The organism is Sunxiuqinia rutila (assembly GCF_050589705.1).
Lineage (GTDB): Bacteria > Bacteroidota > Bacteroidia > Bacteroidales > Prolixibacteraceae > Sunxiuqinia > Sunxiuqinia rutila.
The window spans coordinates 1-16,060 of sequence record NZ_JBNGOT010000017.1; the positions used below are offsets into that span (position 1 = coordinate 1).

A 16,060-nucleotide genomic window follows, 5' to 3' on the forward strand; every position below is an offset into this window, starting at 1 on the left:
ACTTTTCTTTTCCCATATCAGGTAAATTTTAAAACATTCATTTTTGTTTACATGACACAGTTTGTTGAACACTCTCCTTTTTTGTGTTAGGAAACTCAAAAACGGCTCTTTCTACCAACTTTAATTGGTAAATGGGTTTACCAGAGCGGTAAATGACCTTACCAGACAGGTAAATGTGTCTACCAGAGAGGTAAATGAGGCTACCAGAGAGGTAAATGAGGCTACCAGACAGGTAAATGGGTCTACCAGATAGGTAAATGTGTTTACCAGAGCGGTAAATGACCTTACCAGAGGGGTTGGCATGCCTACCAACGAGGTTTTTGACCCAACCAAGCCATTTTGGGCGGAACTGTTCAAAAAGCGGTGTCAGTTGTATCTTTTTTGGCTGAAAATGTGCAAAAAATGGTGTCCATGGTATGGACGTGCGTGTTTTTTGTTTAGAACGAAAATAAAAAGGCGCTTACGGACGCATACATTTTGTAAAGTTTTGTAACTTGATCAGCCAAACCTAAAAAAGAAAAAACCAATGACAGTACTAACCAACGGACACCCACCGCACACAAGCAGCGTTTTAATCAGTAAAAACACATCCAGCTAAAGCGAATATATCCACAAGACTGTGGGTATATAAGTGTTACCTGCAAGGTTGAAAAAGAGAAAGACTGAACTGTAAATTGACTAAAACTAAAACGAATAAAAAACTAATGAGTGCTTCGATTAAGATTTTGTTTTGCCGACGCGCTTTTGCCCTAAGGGGCAATTTAGGAAGCCTACGCACATTGCACACATTTGCAAATCACACAAGCCAACACACAAACCAAAATTTGCAAAAAAGTGCAATTTTTGCCAACGCTAGATTAAGAATATTTTAACAAATATAATGCACAAAATACTAAATAAATATTGCTCAGACAACATTGGAGAAACAGGTTTATTCTTGTTTAATCCACCTACTGGCTCAGGGAAAACATACAAGGTTCTTGAATACATTTTTAATAATTATAAATCTTTTTGTAAGGATGGACGAAAGATATTTTTTATTACAAACCTTAAGAAAAACCTACCATTTGAGGAATTGAGAGATAATTTCTTCAAACCAAACAAGAAACTTGCAGACTTTGATAATCATGTTTTGTTCATTGATTCTAACCAAGATTTTATATTAAAAAACCTACTTGAAATTGAAGATGAAGTTGAAGAATACTTTAACACTTCGGACTTTAGAAACCTAAAACGATTGTGTAGGAGCATTAAAAAACTTGAACAGAATCAAGGAATGCAAGATGTTGTTGATGAATTTAAAAGGCAAATACGAGAAAAGTATGAACCTAACTTCCGAAAACGCATATCGGAATATTTATCGAAGCATTTCCCAAACAAGCAGGATAGAATAAAAGCGATAAAGAATAATAAAAGTCTTAATTGGATTGGGAAATTATACCCAACAGTGTACACAGATAAAAGAAAGATTTACTTTTTAAGCATAGACAAGTTTTTTGCTAAGAATGCAACATTAGTAGAACCATCATATTATTTCCACGAGAATAAAATATCCAAGAGGTCTCTCTTTTTCATTGATGAATTTGATTCGACGAAAAATAACATTCTATCCAATATTATTGATAAGGGAATAAATCAAAAAATTGATTTTATTCAATTGTTTAATGGAATTCATTTGTCTTTACTCAACAATGTTTTCCCACAACAAATTCTTTCTGTTTCAGACAAGTTAGAAAAGAAAATTGAAAGCAATGGAAGAATCTTAACTCCTAAAAATCAACTTGAATCTTTTCAAAAGAAAGCTGATAGCATTTGTGATGAATTCAAACTAAAGGTAAGTTACAAAACAGTTGAATCAGGAGAAAAACAGGACTCCAGAAGTCTTCTTTTTCATGATTTCCGTTATCATGCAGTTTTGAAAGGTGATAAGAAATTTATACGCATTGACACAGAACCTTCTGTCGGGTTAAATAATATTAGGTTTGTTGATGAAAAACCCCCATCAAATCAGAAGTCTATCATTGCATTGCTAAATAGCATTAAGGGGTTTATTAATTACTTTCAAACGGGCATAAAGCATTTAGCAACCAATTATTATGATTTAAAAAAGGAAAATGATTCTGATATCGAATATTCATATGAATCGGCACTTCTTACAATCTTGGAGGAATTCTCGTTGGAGACAAAACATAAAAATTTCCTAGTTGATAATATTCTAGCCGAGAGAAGTTTGGCAAATCATTCAGAAGAAAAATTACATTACGATTTAAGCGTTTATCAAAATGGATTTAGATATTATGATTTTGTAGATAGCGAAGAACATGATACTGTAACAAAAACCTTTATTTATTCATTTCAGAATTCTCCCGAGAAATTTATTCTCAAACTTTCGGAGAAAGGCAAAGTTGTAGGAATTTCAGCTACTTCAACAATTGATACTGTTACAGGGAACTACGATATTAATTACTTGTCAAATCAATTAGGTGAAAAATATTTTTCTTTATCCGATTCAGAAATTGCCAAGCTTAGAAATGACTTTCATTCTCAATATCCAGATTATGATAAAAGAATTAATATAAAGCCAGAATGGATTGAGCTTGAAACAGAATCACAATTAAAAGATTGGACAGTACTTTTTGGAGATGAAGAAATTGCAAAAGAAATTTTTAATAAAATAACTCCAGACTCTTTTTATAAAAACAGAATTTTAAAGGTTGCTATCGTTTTTAAGCAGTTCCTCATTAAAAATGATATTCAATCCTTTTTGTGTCTTTTGAATGCTTTTCCAAAACCTTTCAATTATTCATTTGATGAAAACCATTTGAAAGAAATATTTGAGTTTTTGATTGAAATTACAAAGTCAAAAGAAGATTTTATTTATGATGGAAAGTTTGATGTAAAAAACTCATACTTAATTATAAAAAGTAAAGATTTTGATGCTCAAAAAGAAGGTTTAATTGACAGATTAGAAAGTGGTAAAAAAGTATTTATTATTTCAACATACCAAACTTTGGGTGCAGGCCAGAATTTACAATTTAAAGCCCCCTCAACTAAAGGATTGGTTAAGTTTAAGCAAGGTTCATTAGATTGGAATAAGGACAATAAAACAGATATAAATGCAATATATCTTGACGAACCTACACATTTGCTTATTAATGCCAATAATAGAAACCTGAAAGAGTCCGAATTTGCAACATATCTATTTCAGCTTGAATTTTTACAAGAGCATGGTGATATTTCAATGTATCATCTAAATCAGGAAGTTAAATTTGCTTTTAAGAACCTAATTAGTTCAATTCACTCAAAGACAATTATTCAAAGAAATTTCAAAGTAGACAGTCTGTATCAAAAATACAATTATAGCCAGCATGTTTCAAAAATGGTAATTCAGGCGATAGGTAGATTGTGCCGAACAAATTTAAAAAGTAGGAACATTTATATTTTTGCTGACAAAAAAATATATCCACACATACTAACCGTTGATACTGAAAAGCAGATTTGTTTATGGGAGTTTTTGAAGTTGAAAGAGACAAAACCAAAGCTTCATTCTACAGAAACTAACAATGATTTCATTCAAAATCATGTTAATACAGCAAATACCATAAGCAGAAAAACAACAAATCTTATTCGAAGATTTCTTGATACAAACTGGACAACAAGAAGTATTGAGGAATGGAAAATGCTTAGAGAAATGACTTTGCATTTTCCGACACTAACACAAGAAGAAGCAAAAAAGCATGCACGTTTTTGTCAATTATATGTTCATCTTCCATCAGCGAATAATCAGTATTCCTATGAAAGGGAGGGTGACTTTGAAGACGTTTCTATAGATTTTACAGATAAATCTAAGTATAGTGTTTCAGAACAAAGCTGTAGGTTGAGTGAACTAATGCAGATTCCTGGAGTAAATGATTTATTTACCTCAAATAATTGGGCGACAGCTTTCAAGATTGGTGACTACATGTTAACACCACCACTTTTTAATAATATTTACAAGGGAGCTCTTGGTGAGGAAGTTGGACAGTTTATTTTTAAGAAGCACTTAGGAATTGACTTGAAGGAGATTGAGAATGAAAATTACTTCGAATTTTTTGATTTTGAATTGGGGGATAATGTTTATGTTGATTTTAAACATTGGCAAGAATACTCAAGCTTCCCAGCTGATGAAGCGAAAGAAAAAATTCTGGAAAAGCTTAATAAAATTAATGGAGACAAGGTTTTTGTTGTAAATATTTTATCTGAGCAGGATTATAAAAATGTGATTTCGCATGATGGTCGAATCATTGAAATTCCTTTTTTATTTAATACAAAAACAAAGAAATTCAATAAAACAGCAGTTACAACAATTTTAAGCGAAATAGAATATGCATCCCATAAAAATAAATAGTGTTAGCATTTTATTCAACTATGATAGAATCATTAATGATTTTTCAATCTTCAAGCTAACTACTTCTGAAAAATATATAAAGTTTGGTAGCTTGATATTAGACGAAGCATTGACTGGATTAAAATCTCAATCAGTTGTATTTGAAAAAGGAAGTTGTTTTTATTGTTTATATATTGATGGGGCTTTAAATACAAATAATATTTCCCAAAAACTCAAAAGTGTAAATGATGGTGAAAATTTTTCAATTGAAAAAATGGAATCAATAGATTCATTAAAAAGCATTCCACAACATCTTTTAGCCCAACTATTTCTTAATTCTTTAGCCGCACCTAAAAACTCATTACTTGCTTTCAATAATCTTGCTGGATATTTATTTAGTATAAACTCTCGACTGTTTGTAAAAAGAAAATCCAACAATGGTGAGTTAATCCTAAAAATACCTTCTATAAAAATTAGAATAGACAAAGCGTTGCAATTGCAACTTGAAGTAAAAACATTTTCAAGTCTAGTTTTAATAAAGAAATTAAACTTAACTAAATCAATAAAAGAGTATTCTAAATATTCTATTTCTCATTCAACTCAGAAATTGAGAAGAGTTTTACCTAATGAGAAACTAGCTGCGAGTGATGTATTTATTGAAAAGCAGGAGTTAGGAAAGAAAACATCAATTCCATTTTTAAGTTTTGAAAATCAGGAATCGTTTTCGGTATCAAAGATGGGATTTCTGTATTCTTTGTATAATGAGATTAATAGCAAATTATCTGAGTACATAACATTAAATTTTAAGGATATCATTCCAGAACATAGTTTAAGGTATAACAAGAGACTTCAAATTGAAAAGAATGAGGTAATTGATACTACTGTCTCAAACAACAGTTTTCATATAGTTGACAAAATCAATGACGAGGATTCGGCAGATTTTTGTGAGGATTTAATTAAAAGCTTTAGGGCTGAATATCCTGATGCAAAAATAACTATAGGGAAAAAAGAAAAAACAAAATGCTTCAACCTAATTGTTATTCACAACTCTGACTACTATTCAAGATATAATATTGAAGACCCATATAAAAAGAGTATTAATTCCAATACATCTCAACACATTACAATCGAAGATTTTAAACACTCTATTAAATCTGTTGTGAAAAATACTGTTAAAGAATTATGTATCAAACTAGATATCAAGAAAGGATTTATTTCCCTTATTGATTGGCAAAAATATAACTTTAAAACACATTGGAAATTCGGAATAAAGCACGAATCATTATTTTACTTTCTTGACATTTCGCCCCAAGGGCAATTAACATTCTCAGAATTTGAGAATACTTTATTTACTCAAAATGAATATTCGGAATACTGCGATATTTATGAAAATGTATTAAGTGAAAACAAAAATGAGAATGTTGAAGGTATTATAGTATCAGGGGAGAATGACATTAATGTTATAAAGAGTTCAGGAGAATATACACTTCCAGATTTTATAAGTATTGGACAGACCTTTGATTTAGCAAATCAACCATTTAAAATCAAGCAGACAGAACTTGTACAAATCTTTGAAGATTTTGAAAAACACTTTTCGCATGAAAAAAATGAGGTTTATAAAAATCTCATTAACGAATCTACTGAGTCAGTATTTGACAGAAAATCGATTCTTAAGATTATTAATCATAGAACAATACGTAAGGAATTTACAGAGTTCTTTTTTAATAAAACAGGCAATTTATTGCACTATTATTTCAAAGATTCATTGACTAGATATAAGTTGATGGACTCAAATTTAGATATTAAATATCTGACAAAAGAGAATCAAGGAATTTACTTTGTTGGAACCAAAGGAGAAGGAATACAATCAAACTTTCCACGTGCTTCAAAAATTAGGAAAATAGTTCCGCATAATTCAAGTAAACTGTTATTCGATGAATTATTACCTACAATGAATGTTGACTTTGTTAAACATGAAAATATTACAGTTTTACCGTTCCCTTTTAAATATTTAAGAGAATATGTACACCAATCGCTCAAAGCCAAGCACATTTGCAATTCGCACAAGCCATAACACAGCCCAAAATTGCAAAAGAGCTTGTCTTTCTGCCAAAGCATCTTGCCCGACGCTTAAAACAAAATCGGGACAGTGCTAAAGTTGAAAATGAATTAGTTTTATGAAAGAAATAGAAAACCCAGCAGGTAACATTTTGTATAAGTAATGGTAGGAAAAGTAGCAAATATCAAGGTTTGTAGCCCGCTCAAACTGAGTAGCGGTTTGACAGGAAAGAAGCCCGCAATCTGCCACTACTCATACAATTTACCGTTAACTAAAATCTAAACGTAATGAAAATCAGAATTCTAATGGCCTTATTGTTCGTGCTACATGTTGGATGCCAAAAGGAGGAGGTACAAAATACGGAGGCTTCAATTGTAAGCATGCGTTTTGACTTTGGAGAAGTTAGCTTTGAGGATCGTGAAGGCGTTATTAAAGCACCGGCATCGGTGGAGCTGGAAAAACTGATGCCAACGATCGAGCTGTCGGAAGGGGCCGTAGTCTATCCTCCGTCGAAGGCTATGACCGACTTTACCCAGCCTGTGGATTATACGGTTACTTCCGAAGACGGGGAAAATGTCAATTATTATACGGTTTCTGTTTGGCTTCCCATTGTCAAGTTTACGGTTTATGATTGCACCAACTGGTCTATTGAAAACCCGGTTCCGGAATTGGTATCGAATGCAAAAATCTCCATCTTTCAGGATGAATCCGGAGAGAAAGAATTGCTTGAGGTGCTCACAACCGATGACAATGGAGAAGCTTTTTTATATGGTCATGGCGAAATGGAGTATTGGTACTTAGTCCAAAAGGGTGAGGCCGTCAACTTAATTGATGGATATATTGTAAACGGGGTCTTTCAAAATCAGGAAGATATTGACAATTCTGCCGTGCAACCCCAACCTTCGGCGATTGGCGACCTGAAATTTATGGATGCCGATGGCGATGGACGTGTCAATGAGAATGACAAAGTGGATTACAGAAGAATCTGGAATTTGCCAGAAAATGGAATAAAAGCGTTTACCGTTTACATCGCCAAACCATAAAATGGCTTGCCCGGTGCGACGAATAGAGTGGGGCGGTGGTACACCAGTCGCAGATTTCTGAATCGGAGCTGGCTCAACAAACAATTAAAAAACTCGAACTAAATACCAATAAACGACCAAACTAAAACGATGAAAAGAACAATTCAACTTCTACTGCTTGTTTTAATCCTGACGGCTTGTTCGGCTGTAAAACAGGAAAAAGTCACCAGCCAAACGATAACGATTGAGCGAGGCAGCCTCCTTAAATCAGAAGACTTTCAAAGTCAGTCAACACTATCGTCAGTTGCTTTAAATGACAAGGACGCAGAGGTGAGAAAACAGGCGGTTGAAAAACTGACCCTCCAGTCGACATTGTCCTCGGTGGCATTAAACGATAAGGATGCAGAGGTGAGAGCGTTGGCAGTTCGTAAGTTGACGCTTCAGTCTTCGCTCTCTACCATAGCACTGAATGATAAGGACAGCGAAGTTCGAAAACTGGCAGTTGAAAAACTGAACCTCCAGTCGACACTATCCTCGGTGGCATTAAACGATAAGGACGCAGAAGTGAGAGCGTTGGCAGTTCGTAAGTTGACGCTTCAATCTTCGCTCTCGGCCATAGCACTGAATGATAAGGACAGCGAAGTTCGAAAACTGGCAGTTGAAAAACTGACCCTCCAGTCGACATTGTCCTCGGTGGCATTAAACGATAAGGATGCAGAGGTGAGAGCGTTGGCAATTCGTAAGTTGACGCTTCAGTCTTCACTCTCTGCCATAGCACTGAATGATAAGGACAGCGAAGTTCGAAAACTGGCAGTTGAAAAACTGAACCTCCAGTCGACACTGTCCTCGGTGGCTTTAAACGATAAGGATGCAGAGGTGAGAGCGTTGGCAATTCGTAAGTTGACGCTTCAGTCTTCACTCTCTGCCATAGCCATGAATGATAAGGACAGCGAAGTTCGAAAACTGGCAGTTGAAAAACTGACCCTTCAGTCGACACTATCCTCGGTGGCATTAAATGATAAGGACGCAAAAGTGAGAGCGTTGGCAGTTCGTAAGTTGACGCTACAGTCCACGCTCTCAGACGTGGCATTGAATGACAGGGACCGGGAGGTTCGAAAGTCAGCCGTTGATAAAGTAACGATTCAATCCACTTTAAAATCAGTAGCCCTCAATGACGAGGATGCTGAAATCAGGAAACTAGCCTTAAAAAGATTGGAGTAAGGAAATAATTGATGCGATTTCCTTTATGCTGATACAGGATAATCAAACTGAAAAATAGAGACTATGCGAATTGTGAATGATACGATGCTATTGCTTGGCGTTTTCTTTTTCTGGAGTTCCTGCCAGCAACTGGAAACGCCGGAACCGGTGCAGACTCAGGTTTTATGGAGCCAGGCCGACAGCAGTCACAACAACTACCGCATTCCTGCGCTGGTGGTCAGTACGAAACAAACGCTACTGGCCTTTGCCGAGGGACGCGAAAGCGGAGATTCGGGCGATATTGACATTTTATTGCGCCGCTCAACCGACCAGGGGCGCAGCTGGGACGAGCAGCAGGTGGTGTGGGACGATGGCCCCAATACCTGCGGCAACCCGTGTCCGGTAGTTGATCAGACCAGCGGGCGTATTTATCTGTTTATGACCTGGAATCTGGGCAGCGATTCGGAAGACGCTATTATCCGCAAGCAAAGCCAGGATACGCGAATTCCTTATTTCTGCTATTCGGATGATGATGGCCTGAGCTGGTCGGAGCCTGTTTCGCTGGCTGAAAGCGGCAAAGTACCCGACTGGGGCTGGTATGCCACCGGACCGGGAGTGGGGATTCAGCTGCAAGCGGAGCCCTACAAAAACCGGCTGGTTATTCCTTGCAACAACAGCTATACGGTGGAGCAGGAGGGCGAGGCAGTTAAAGGCGCTTATGGCTATGGTGCGCATGTGCTGCTGAGTGATGATGGCGGTCAAAGCTGGCGAATGAGTGAGCTGATCAGTCCGAAAGTGAACGAGAGCCAGGTGGTTGAGCTGGCTGATGGAAGCCTGATGATGAATATGCGTTCGTATCAGGGCAAAGCTTGTCGCGCGGTGTCTTTCAGTCGGGATGGTGGCAAGAGTTGGTCGGAGCCGGAACCTGCACCTCAGTTGGTGGAATCGGTTTGCCAGGGAAGCATTATCCGGCTGGAAGGGCATGCGGAGCGTCCCCTGCTTTTTTCCAATCCGGCTGTTCCGGTTGGCCGCACGCACATGACTGTTCGGTGTAGTTTTGACGAGGCAAAAAGCTGGTCTAATTCAAAATTGATTTATGCGGGGCCTTCGGCCTATTCGTGTCTGGCAGCTTTGCCGGGTGGTCGTATTGGTCTGTTTTTCGAGGCCGGAGAGCACCATCCGTACGAAAAAATGGTCTTTATTTCTTTTGCTCCGGAAGAGCTGTTTTCTTTTAACCTGTTAGCAAATGATAAGCTGTCAGAAAGCAATTTGTCAGGGTTTTTGCCTTAAAATACAATAGTTTATACGTTTTTTGTAACGACCGGACCTCAATAGCGTCAGAATCATATAACATTTAAACCAAAAACTTATTTGTATATGAAGTATTTAATTGCCGTACTTACTGTCGCTATTTTGACAAGCTGTTCTGTTAAAAACAACAGGACAACAGAAAATATTCTCGACTCCTCGTTTAGGATTTACCAAATATCGGGATACCAAGGCCCCAAAATCAACATCAAAAAAGATAGTCTTGCTCAATTCCTGACTGCTTTGCATTACAGGATTCCGCTTTCTGAAATTGAAAATGCATTGAATTGGAGTCCTGAGACAAGGCAGAAAAATATCAATACTCTTATTAAAAATAAAGTGCTTAAAAAAGAGGGAGAGTATTATCAACCAACCCTTGGAATACTCACATTGGAACGTGGGCATTTATTAGAAGAAAAAGCCCAAAAGGTGGCTAATGAAATTGCCGACAGTATATGCAACTGGCTGTCGGAAATAAAAGAAATACATGACGAAACGAATATTTCAGAGCAACATGATTTTCGAGAATTGTCTCTCTTTTATCTGAGCAATGTCGTGCTCGATAATTTTCAAATCGAACGGATGGAAGAAGAGTTTTTAAACCAAAAGCGGCCTTTAAGAAATGGAAGCCGGTATTATCTGGCCATTGTTGAAGATGATCCTGCCAACACAACTGAACCTTTCGGAATTTACGGTAACCGGGGGCTGCTTTGGAATGACTCTATTGGCATTTGCGTATATGGTAATAAGCGAATTAAGTCAAATGTTGGTTGGGAAAATTATAAAGACAAGAAAATTCATGTCTTTGATGAAAATGATACAGAGTTGATAACCCAAAAAATGCCTGATCTATTTTTTCCATGCCTACTCGATATCTTGAACAGAAACAAACCCTATTTTCAAACGATTTATAACGAACTGAATTTTGACAAAGAGGTTTCTTTTGAAGAATTCTTTATCTTTTGGTACCATTTTATTTATACCGAAACGACCGATATTCTCATTGCAAAAAACATTGTTCAGAAACCGCAAGACGAAATGTTTTATTATCAGGTTGCGGTAAATTTTTAAACAAAAGAGGATCAAATTATGGGAAAAGGTACACTGGATATGCAACCAAACCCGGTACTTGCCCCCAAAGTCACTTTAACAAGTGAAACCGTCATTGGGAATGAAACGAAGCAATCTGTTATTCAGGAGATTGCTTCCGTCGTTCCTCCTTCGCAAGGACGAAGCATTATACTTTTAGATACCTTCTTTTAATCTTCCATTTCTTTCAGAATGTTCTCTACTTCCTCTTCGGTTTTGTGCAATTTGTCTTTGCACAGTTTAATCAGACTTGAAACCCGTTTGACTTGGGTCGACAGCTGATCAACGTCCAATTCTTCGTTTTCAATTTTTGCCAGAATTTCATCAATCTCATTGACTGCTTCCTGGTAGCTTGGTTTCTTTGTTGCCATTATCTGTTCGTTTATTTTTTGATCAATTTACTTCTTACTTTTCCGTCAGCCAGCTGGGTTACCAGCTCGTCATCCGGCTTCAGTTGCCCAACCGACTTAATTAACTGGCCGTTTTGGTAGGTGAGGCTGTAGCCTCGTTTTAGCACCTTCTCCGGATCAACCAGTCGCATTTGTCCTTCAAAATGACGCAATTTATTGTGCTGAACTTTCAGGCTGTTGTGAAGCCTGATTTTCAGTTCCTGCTGCGACTGGTTCAGCAGGTTGCGCTTGATGCGAAACTGACGTTGCATGAAAAAATGCAGGTTGTCCAGTTTGCGATCCAGCTGATGTTTTTGCTCGCTCAGTTGGCTGGTGCCCAGCTTTTCTATTTGGTAGCGGTGTTGTTTCAGCGCTTGTTTTTTGCTTGACAGAAAGGCCGGAACGGCTCGCTCCAGTTTCAGGCTGGTCAGTTCGAAATACTTGCTTTCTTCGCGCACCAGCTCCCGAACATCTTGCTTAAAGTTCTGAAGTACGCGTTGCAGGTATTCTTTTTCGGTCTGCAAGCGCTTTTCAACTTCTTCCACAAACTGCTCTTTTCGTTCATCCAGAAGTTGCTCAAAAGTTGCCGCACCACTAATCAGGAACTCGGCCACCGCGGTGGGGGTTTTCAGTTTGGTGTGTGCCACCAGGTCCACGGCAGTTTCATCCTTGTCGTGTCCAATGCCGGTAAGCACCGGAATGGGCAGCTGGGTGATGTGATAGGCTAATTCGTAATGATCGAAACTGGCCAGGTCAACCTGGGCGCCTCCCCCTCGTATGATGACCACCACATCAAAAAAATCTTCGTAGTGAAAAACCTGCTCCAGCGCCTGCATGATGGAGGTAGCTGCATCTTTCCCTTGCATGATAGCCGGAAATAGCTTGGTGTAAAAACGGATGTCGTACTCGTTGTTGAGCAGCTGGTTCTGAAAATCCTGCAAGCCTGCTGCGGTGGGCGACGAAATGATGGCCACCCGTTGCGGAACGAGTGGAAGGGGCAGTTCCTTGTTCATGTCGAGTACCCCGTCGGCTTCCAGTTGCAGAATAATCTCACGGCGCTTGCGTGCCATGTCGCCCATGGTATAGCTGGGGTCAATATCCCGGATGTTGAGGCTCAGCCCGTAAACCGGATGATATTCAACTTTGGCCTGCACCAGCACTTTCAGACCTTCGGAAAACGCTTGTCCGGTGGTGGTTTCAAAATAGGGTTTCAACATGCGGAACGAGTAGCTCCAGATTGTAGCACGGCAGCGGGCAACGACCTCTTTGGTGGCTTCGTCAATTTCCACCAGCTCCAGGTAGCAATGGCCGGTCCGGTTGCTGTTCAGCTCACTGATTTCAGCTTTGATCCACAGCATGCCCGGAAAAGCATCGTCCAGCTGTGCTTTGATCTGCTTGGTCAGTTCCGATAGTGAAAGTTGCGAGATTCCCATCTTGTTTGATTTACGGTGCGCTTGTCCTCGTTTTTAAGTCTTTTGTACTTGCCGGTTTTATTGGCGAAGCATCTTGTTTTTGATCATGTATTGCAAGGGATCATCCATGAACTTCTCCGGATCGATCAGTTTATCTTTGTTTTGTTCCAGTTCCTGAAACTGAATTTGCTGGATGCTGTCCAGAACCTGCGGATTGGTTAAGCTGCCCATGTCGTAGTGTAGGCTGTGCGAAAAACTTCCATCCGGATTCGAATAGTTCCATTGGCCGTGGCGCAGGCCTTTCACATAGAAGGCATCGAGCTCCAGCTGGCCGTTTTCGAAATAAACCTGACAGGCTCCGTCGCGTGTTCCATCCTTCATCATACATTCCATATAGGGTTTGCCGTTTTTGAAGTAAGCGCGGTAGATGCCATTTTTGACATCATCTTTCCAATTGATTTCTTCAAACAGCTCTCCGCTGGGATAGTAGGTTTTTGAGATGCCTTGCTTGCGATTTTGCTCAAACTGCTCTTCTGAAACCAGCTGACCTTGTTGAAAGAAAAGCCATAAGCCGGTTTTCTGTTGATTCAGGTACCGGCCTTTGGCCATTAATTTTCCACGGGTGTCAAACAGTTCAGCCGGAATGGTATCCGTGCCTTGCTCATAAACCAGCCGCGCCTTTAGAAGCCCGTTGGTATGATAGCGTTTGAATTCACCAACAGGCTTATCGTTGACAAAATGCCCCTCGTAGGCCAGGTTGCCATTGGCTTGTTTCTTTTGCCAGAATCCTTGTTTTAGGCCGTCTTGATCTGTTTGGTTGAGCTGTTCTTGCGCATGAGTTGTGTGCAGAGTCAGCACCAACAGAAAGAGGAATAAATATCTGATCATCGTATCTTTTTTTCTGAGGCCCAAAACTATTATTTTTTCCTGAAAAGAAGGAGCCAGGCTAACGGCTTAGTTTTTTCCCAGCTCTTTTAACAGGTTACGCACACTTTTTACGGACTCTACTTTGTAGGCGGCTTCTGTTTTTTTCATGCCCACCTTAATGGTATAAGCCGACTTGGGCAGTTCCCGGAACATGTACTCATCAGTCCAGTCATCGCCCAGGGCAATGATGGAGTCGTATTGGGTGTCGCTGAGAAAACGCATGGCAGCAACGCCTTTGTTGATTCCTCCGGCTTTGACTTCAATCACCTTGTTACCCTCCATAATTTCGAGGTTGTGGTTGGCCGTCATTTCGCGGAGCTCATCTTTCAGCTCATTGGCCCGCAGCTCGCCTTGTTCCGGTTCCGAATTGCGGTAATGCCATACCAGCGAGTAGTTTTTTTCTTCGATGAAGGTTCCGGGTGTCCGGTCTACAAAGCTTTCCAGAATGGGGCGAATAGTGGGTTTCCACGAGCTTGAAATATTGTGAAGCATTTGCCAGTCTTCGCCAATCTTTTTCAGCCACACGCCGTGCTCTACAATCAGGTTGACTTTGTGATCACCCAGCCAGCGCTCAAGAGTTTCGCGGTCACGTCCGCTAATGATGGTAACCGTGTTTTTTTCGTTCTTTTCAAGGGCTGTAATGAGTTTATGCAGCTCGGCATCGGGGCTTGCAGCCTGCGGATCGTTTTTGAAATCGACCAGCGTACCATCATAATCCAGGAAGATTGCCCGCTTTTTGGCTTTTGAAAAGTGCTCGACCAACTCGCGACTAACAGTCGGGGTGATCCGTTTGGCCAGCAGGTTGTGCTGAAGCTTTTCAACCTTTTTCATGCCTTTAATGAATTCACGCGACCATTTAAACACATCGTAGCGTCGTATGCGGTCTTGCAGGTAGCGCATCCGGCGTTTTTGTTCTTCCATCGACATGGTTAAAGCCTGGTGAATGCTGTCGGCAATTTCGGCTTCGTTGTTCGGGTTGATGATAATGGCTTCGCCCATTTCTTTGACGGCTCCGGCCATTTCGCTAATAATAAGCACACCACTTTGGTTGATGCGGGAAGCAATGTATTCTTTGGCAACCAGGTTCATCCCGTCGCGCACCGGGGTGATCAGGGCCACATCGGAGGTGCTGTAAAGCTCAATGAGGTTTTCGAAAGGCAGCGAACGGTAGAAATACCAAACCGGCGTGTAGTTTACTCCGCCATATTGGCCATTGATGCGTCCAACCAGTTCGTCCACTTCACTTTTCAATAGCTTGTATTGTTCCACTTCGTCGCGCGACGGAACCACCAGCATGATGAGTGACACCTTGTTGCGAAATTCCGGGTACTTGATCAGGAATTTCTCGAAAGCATGCAGCCGGTTCGGAATTCCTTTGGTATAGTCGAGCCGGTCAATGGACAGGATCAGTTTCCGATCGGGCGACACCAGGAAGTACTTCTCCAGCTCGCGGTGAAGGTCAGAGCGTTCGCTTAGCGGTTTGTGCGCAATTTCCTTGGCCATGTTTTCAAACTTGTCGTAGTCAATTCCCATGGGGAACGCATCAGCCAAAATAATCCGGTCTTCGAGGTGGATTTCGTTGAACGAGATTTCGTAACCGAGCAAACGTCTGACAGAACTGAAAAAGTGACGCTCATAGTCGTAGGTGTGGAAGCCAATGAGGTCGGCTCCGAGCATGCCTTTAATCAGCTCATTGCGCCAAGGCAGGATGCGGAATACTTCGAATGAAGGGAAAGGAATATGCAGGAAAAAACCGATGGTTACATTGGGCTTGACCGACTTGATCAGCTCCGGAACCAGCAGGAGTTGGTAGTCGTGAATCCAGACAATGTCGCCATCATCAACAACTTCCAGAACTTTTTGCGCAAACTTGTGGTTGACCTTTTTGTAGGCTTCCCAGTAGTCGTGGTTATAGTCAATAAACTGGGCAAAGTAGTGAAACAAAGGCCAGATGACATTGTTGCTAAAGCCTTCGTAGTACAGGTTGATTTCCTCCTTGCTTAAATGAACGGCCAGGCAATCTTCATCAACCAGCTTGTCGTCAATCTCAAGAATTTCGTCTTCGGTTAAATCATCCTTGGCTAGTCCCGGCCATCCAATCCATTTTCCGCCATACTCTTTATAGATTGAACGCATTCCGGTAGCTAAGCCACCAACGCTGGGGGCCAGACTGAATGAATTTTCTTCTTGTTGTATACTTAAGGGTAATCGGTTGGAAACAATATGGATTTTGCTCATAACTAGTTGTATTTTAGCCTATTTGTATTTTGAGTTATTGGGGTGTTTCT

Annotated in this window: 11 protein-coding genes; 7 read left to right on the forward strand and 4 right to left on the reverse strand. The window is 39.9% G+C overall.

Annotated elements, in window-relative coordinates:
- Positions 1–880 precede the first annotated feature (880 nt).
- From ACRD6K_RS17130 to ACRD6K_RS17160, 7 genes are all read left to right on the forward strand, one after another.
- Positions 881–4,387, forward strand: coding sequence for a hypothetical protein (locus ACRD6K_RS17130; protein ID WP_430974277.1), 3,507 nt, complete (start codon positions 881–883; stop codon positions 4,385–4,387).
- Positions 4,365–6,440, forward strand: coding sequence for a hypothetical protein (locus ACRD6K_RS17135; protein WP_430974278.1), 2,076 nt, complete (start codon positions 4,365–4,367; stop codon positions 6,438–6,440). The genes ACRD6K_RS17130 and ACRD6K_RS17135 overlap by 23 nt, the downstream gene beginning before the upstream one ends.
- A gap of 272 nt (positions 6,441–6,712) precedes the next feature.
- A complete protein-coding gene (locus ACRD6K_RS17140; RefSeq protein ID WP_430974279.1) occupies positions 6,713–7,468 on the forward strand; it encodes a hypothetical protein in 756 nt (251 codons plus the stop codon).
- Between the two features lie 129 nt (positions 7,469–7,597).
- On the forward strand, positions 7,598–8,668 hold the full coding sequence (locus ACRD6K_RS17145; protein ID WP_430974280.1) for a hypothetical protein: 1,071 nt from the start codon (positions 7,598–7,600) through the stop codon (positions 8,666–8,668).
- Positions 8,669–8,731: 63 nt separating this feature from the next.
- Positions 8,732–9,937: a sialidase family protein gene (locus ACRD6K_RS17150; RefSeq protein ID WP_430974281.1), complete on the forward strand. Its 1,206-nt coding sequence runs from the start codon at positions 8,732–8,734 to the stop codon at positions 9,935–9,937.
- An 87-nt stretch (positions 9,938–10,024) separates the two neighbouring features.
- Positions 10,025–11,026 carry a hypothetical protein gene (locus ACRD6K_RS17155; RefSeq protein ID WP_430974283.1) on the forward strand — a complete coding sequence of 334 codons (1,002 nt, stop codon included), beginning with the start codon at positions 10,025–10,027 and terminating at the stop codon, positions 11,024–11,026.
- 18 nt (positions 11,027–11,044) lie between these two features.
- Positions 11,045–11,218: a hypothetical protein gene (locus tag ACRD6K_RS17160; protein WP_430974284.1), complete on the forward strand. Its 174-nt coding sequence runs from the start codon at positions 11,045–11,047 to the stop codon at positions 11,216–11,218.
- On the opposite strand, the gene xseB is transcribed toward ACRD6K_RS17160, so the two are convergent.
- The 4 genes from xseB to ACRD6K_RS17180 form a co-directional block, all read right to left on the reverse strand.
- On the reverse strand, positions 11,215–11,415 hold the full coding sequence (xseB, locus tag ACRD6K_RS17165) for an exodeoxyribonuclease VII small subunit (protein WP_299583326.1): 201 nt from the start codon (positions 11,413–11,415) through the stop codon (positions 11,215–11,217). The two genes, ACRD6K_RS17160 and xseB, sit on opposite strands and share 4 nt — an antisense overlap.
- Before the next feature lie 11 nt (positions 11,416–11,426).
- Positions 11,427–12,866 (reverse strand): exodeoxyribonuclease VII large subunit, encoded by a 1,440-nt coding sequence (xseA, locus tag ACRD6K_RS17170; RefSeq protein WP_430974285.1) that lies wholly within the window; start codon positions 12,864–12,866, stop codon positions 11,427–11,429.
- Positions 12,867–12,923: 57 nt separating this feature from the next.
- Entirely contained in the window at positions 12,924–13,733 is an 810-nt protein-coding gene (locus ACRD6K_RS17175; RefSeq protein ID WP_430974286.1) for a toxin-antitoxin system YwqK family antitoxin, read from the reverse strand.
- Between the two features lie 66 nt (positions 13,734–13,799).
- On the reverse strand, positions 13,800–16,010 hold the full coding sequence (locus ACRD6K_RS17180) for a bifunctional alpha,alpha-trehalose-phosphate synthase (UDP-forming)/trehalose-phosphatase (RefSeq protein ID WP_299583317.1): 2,211 nt from the start codon (positions 16,008–16,010) through the stop codon (positions 13,800–13,802).
- Positions 16,011–16,060 lie beyond the last annotated feature (50 nt).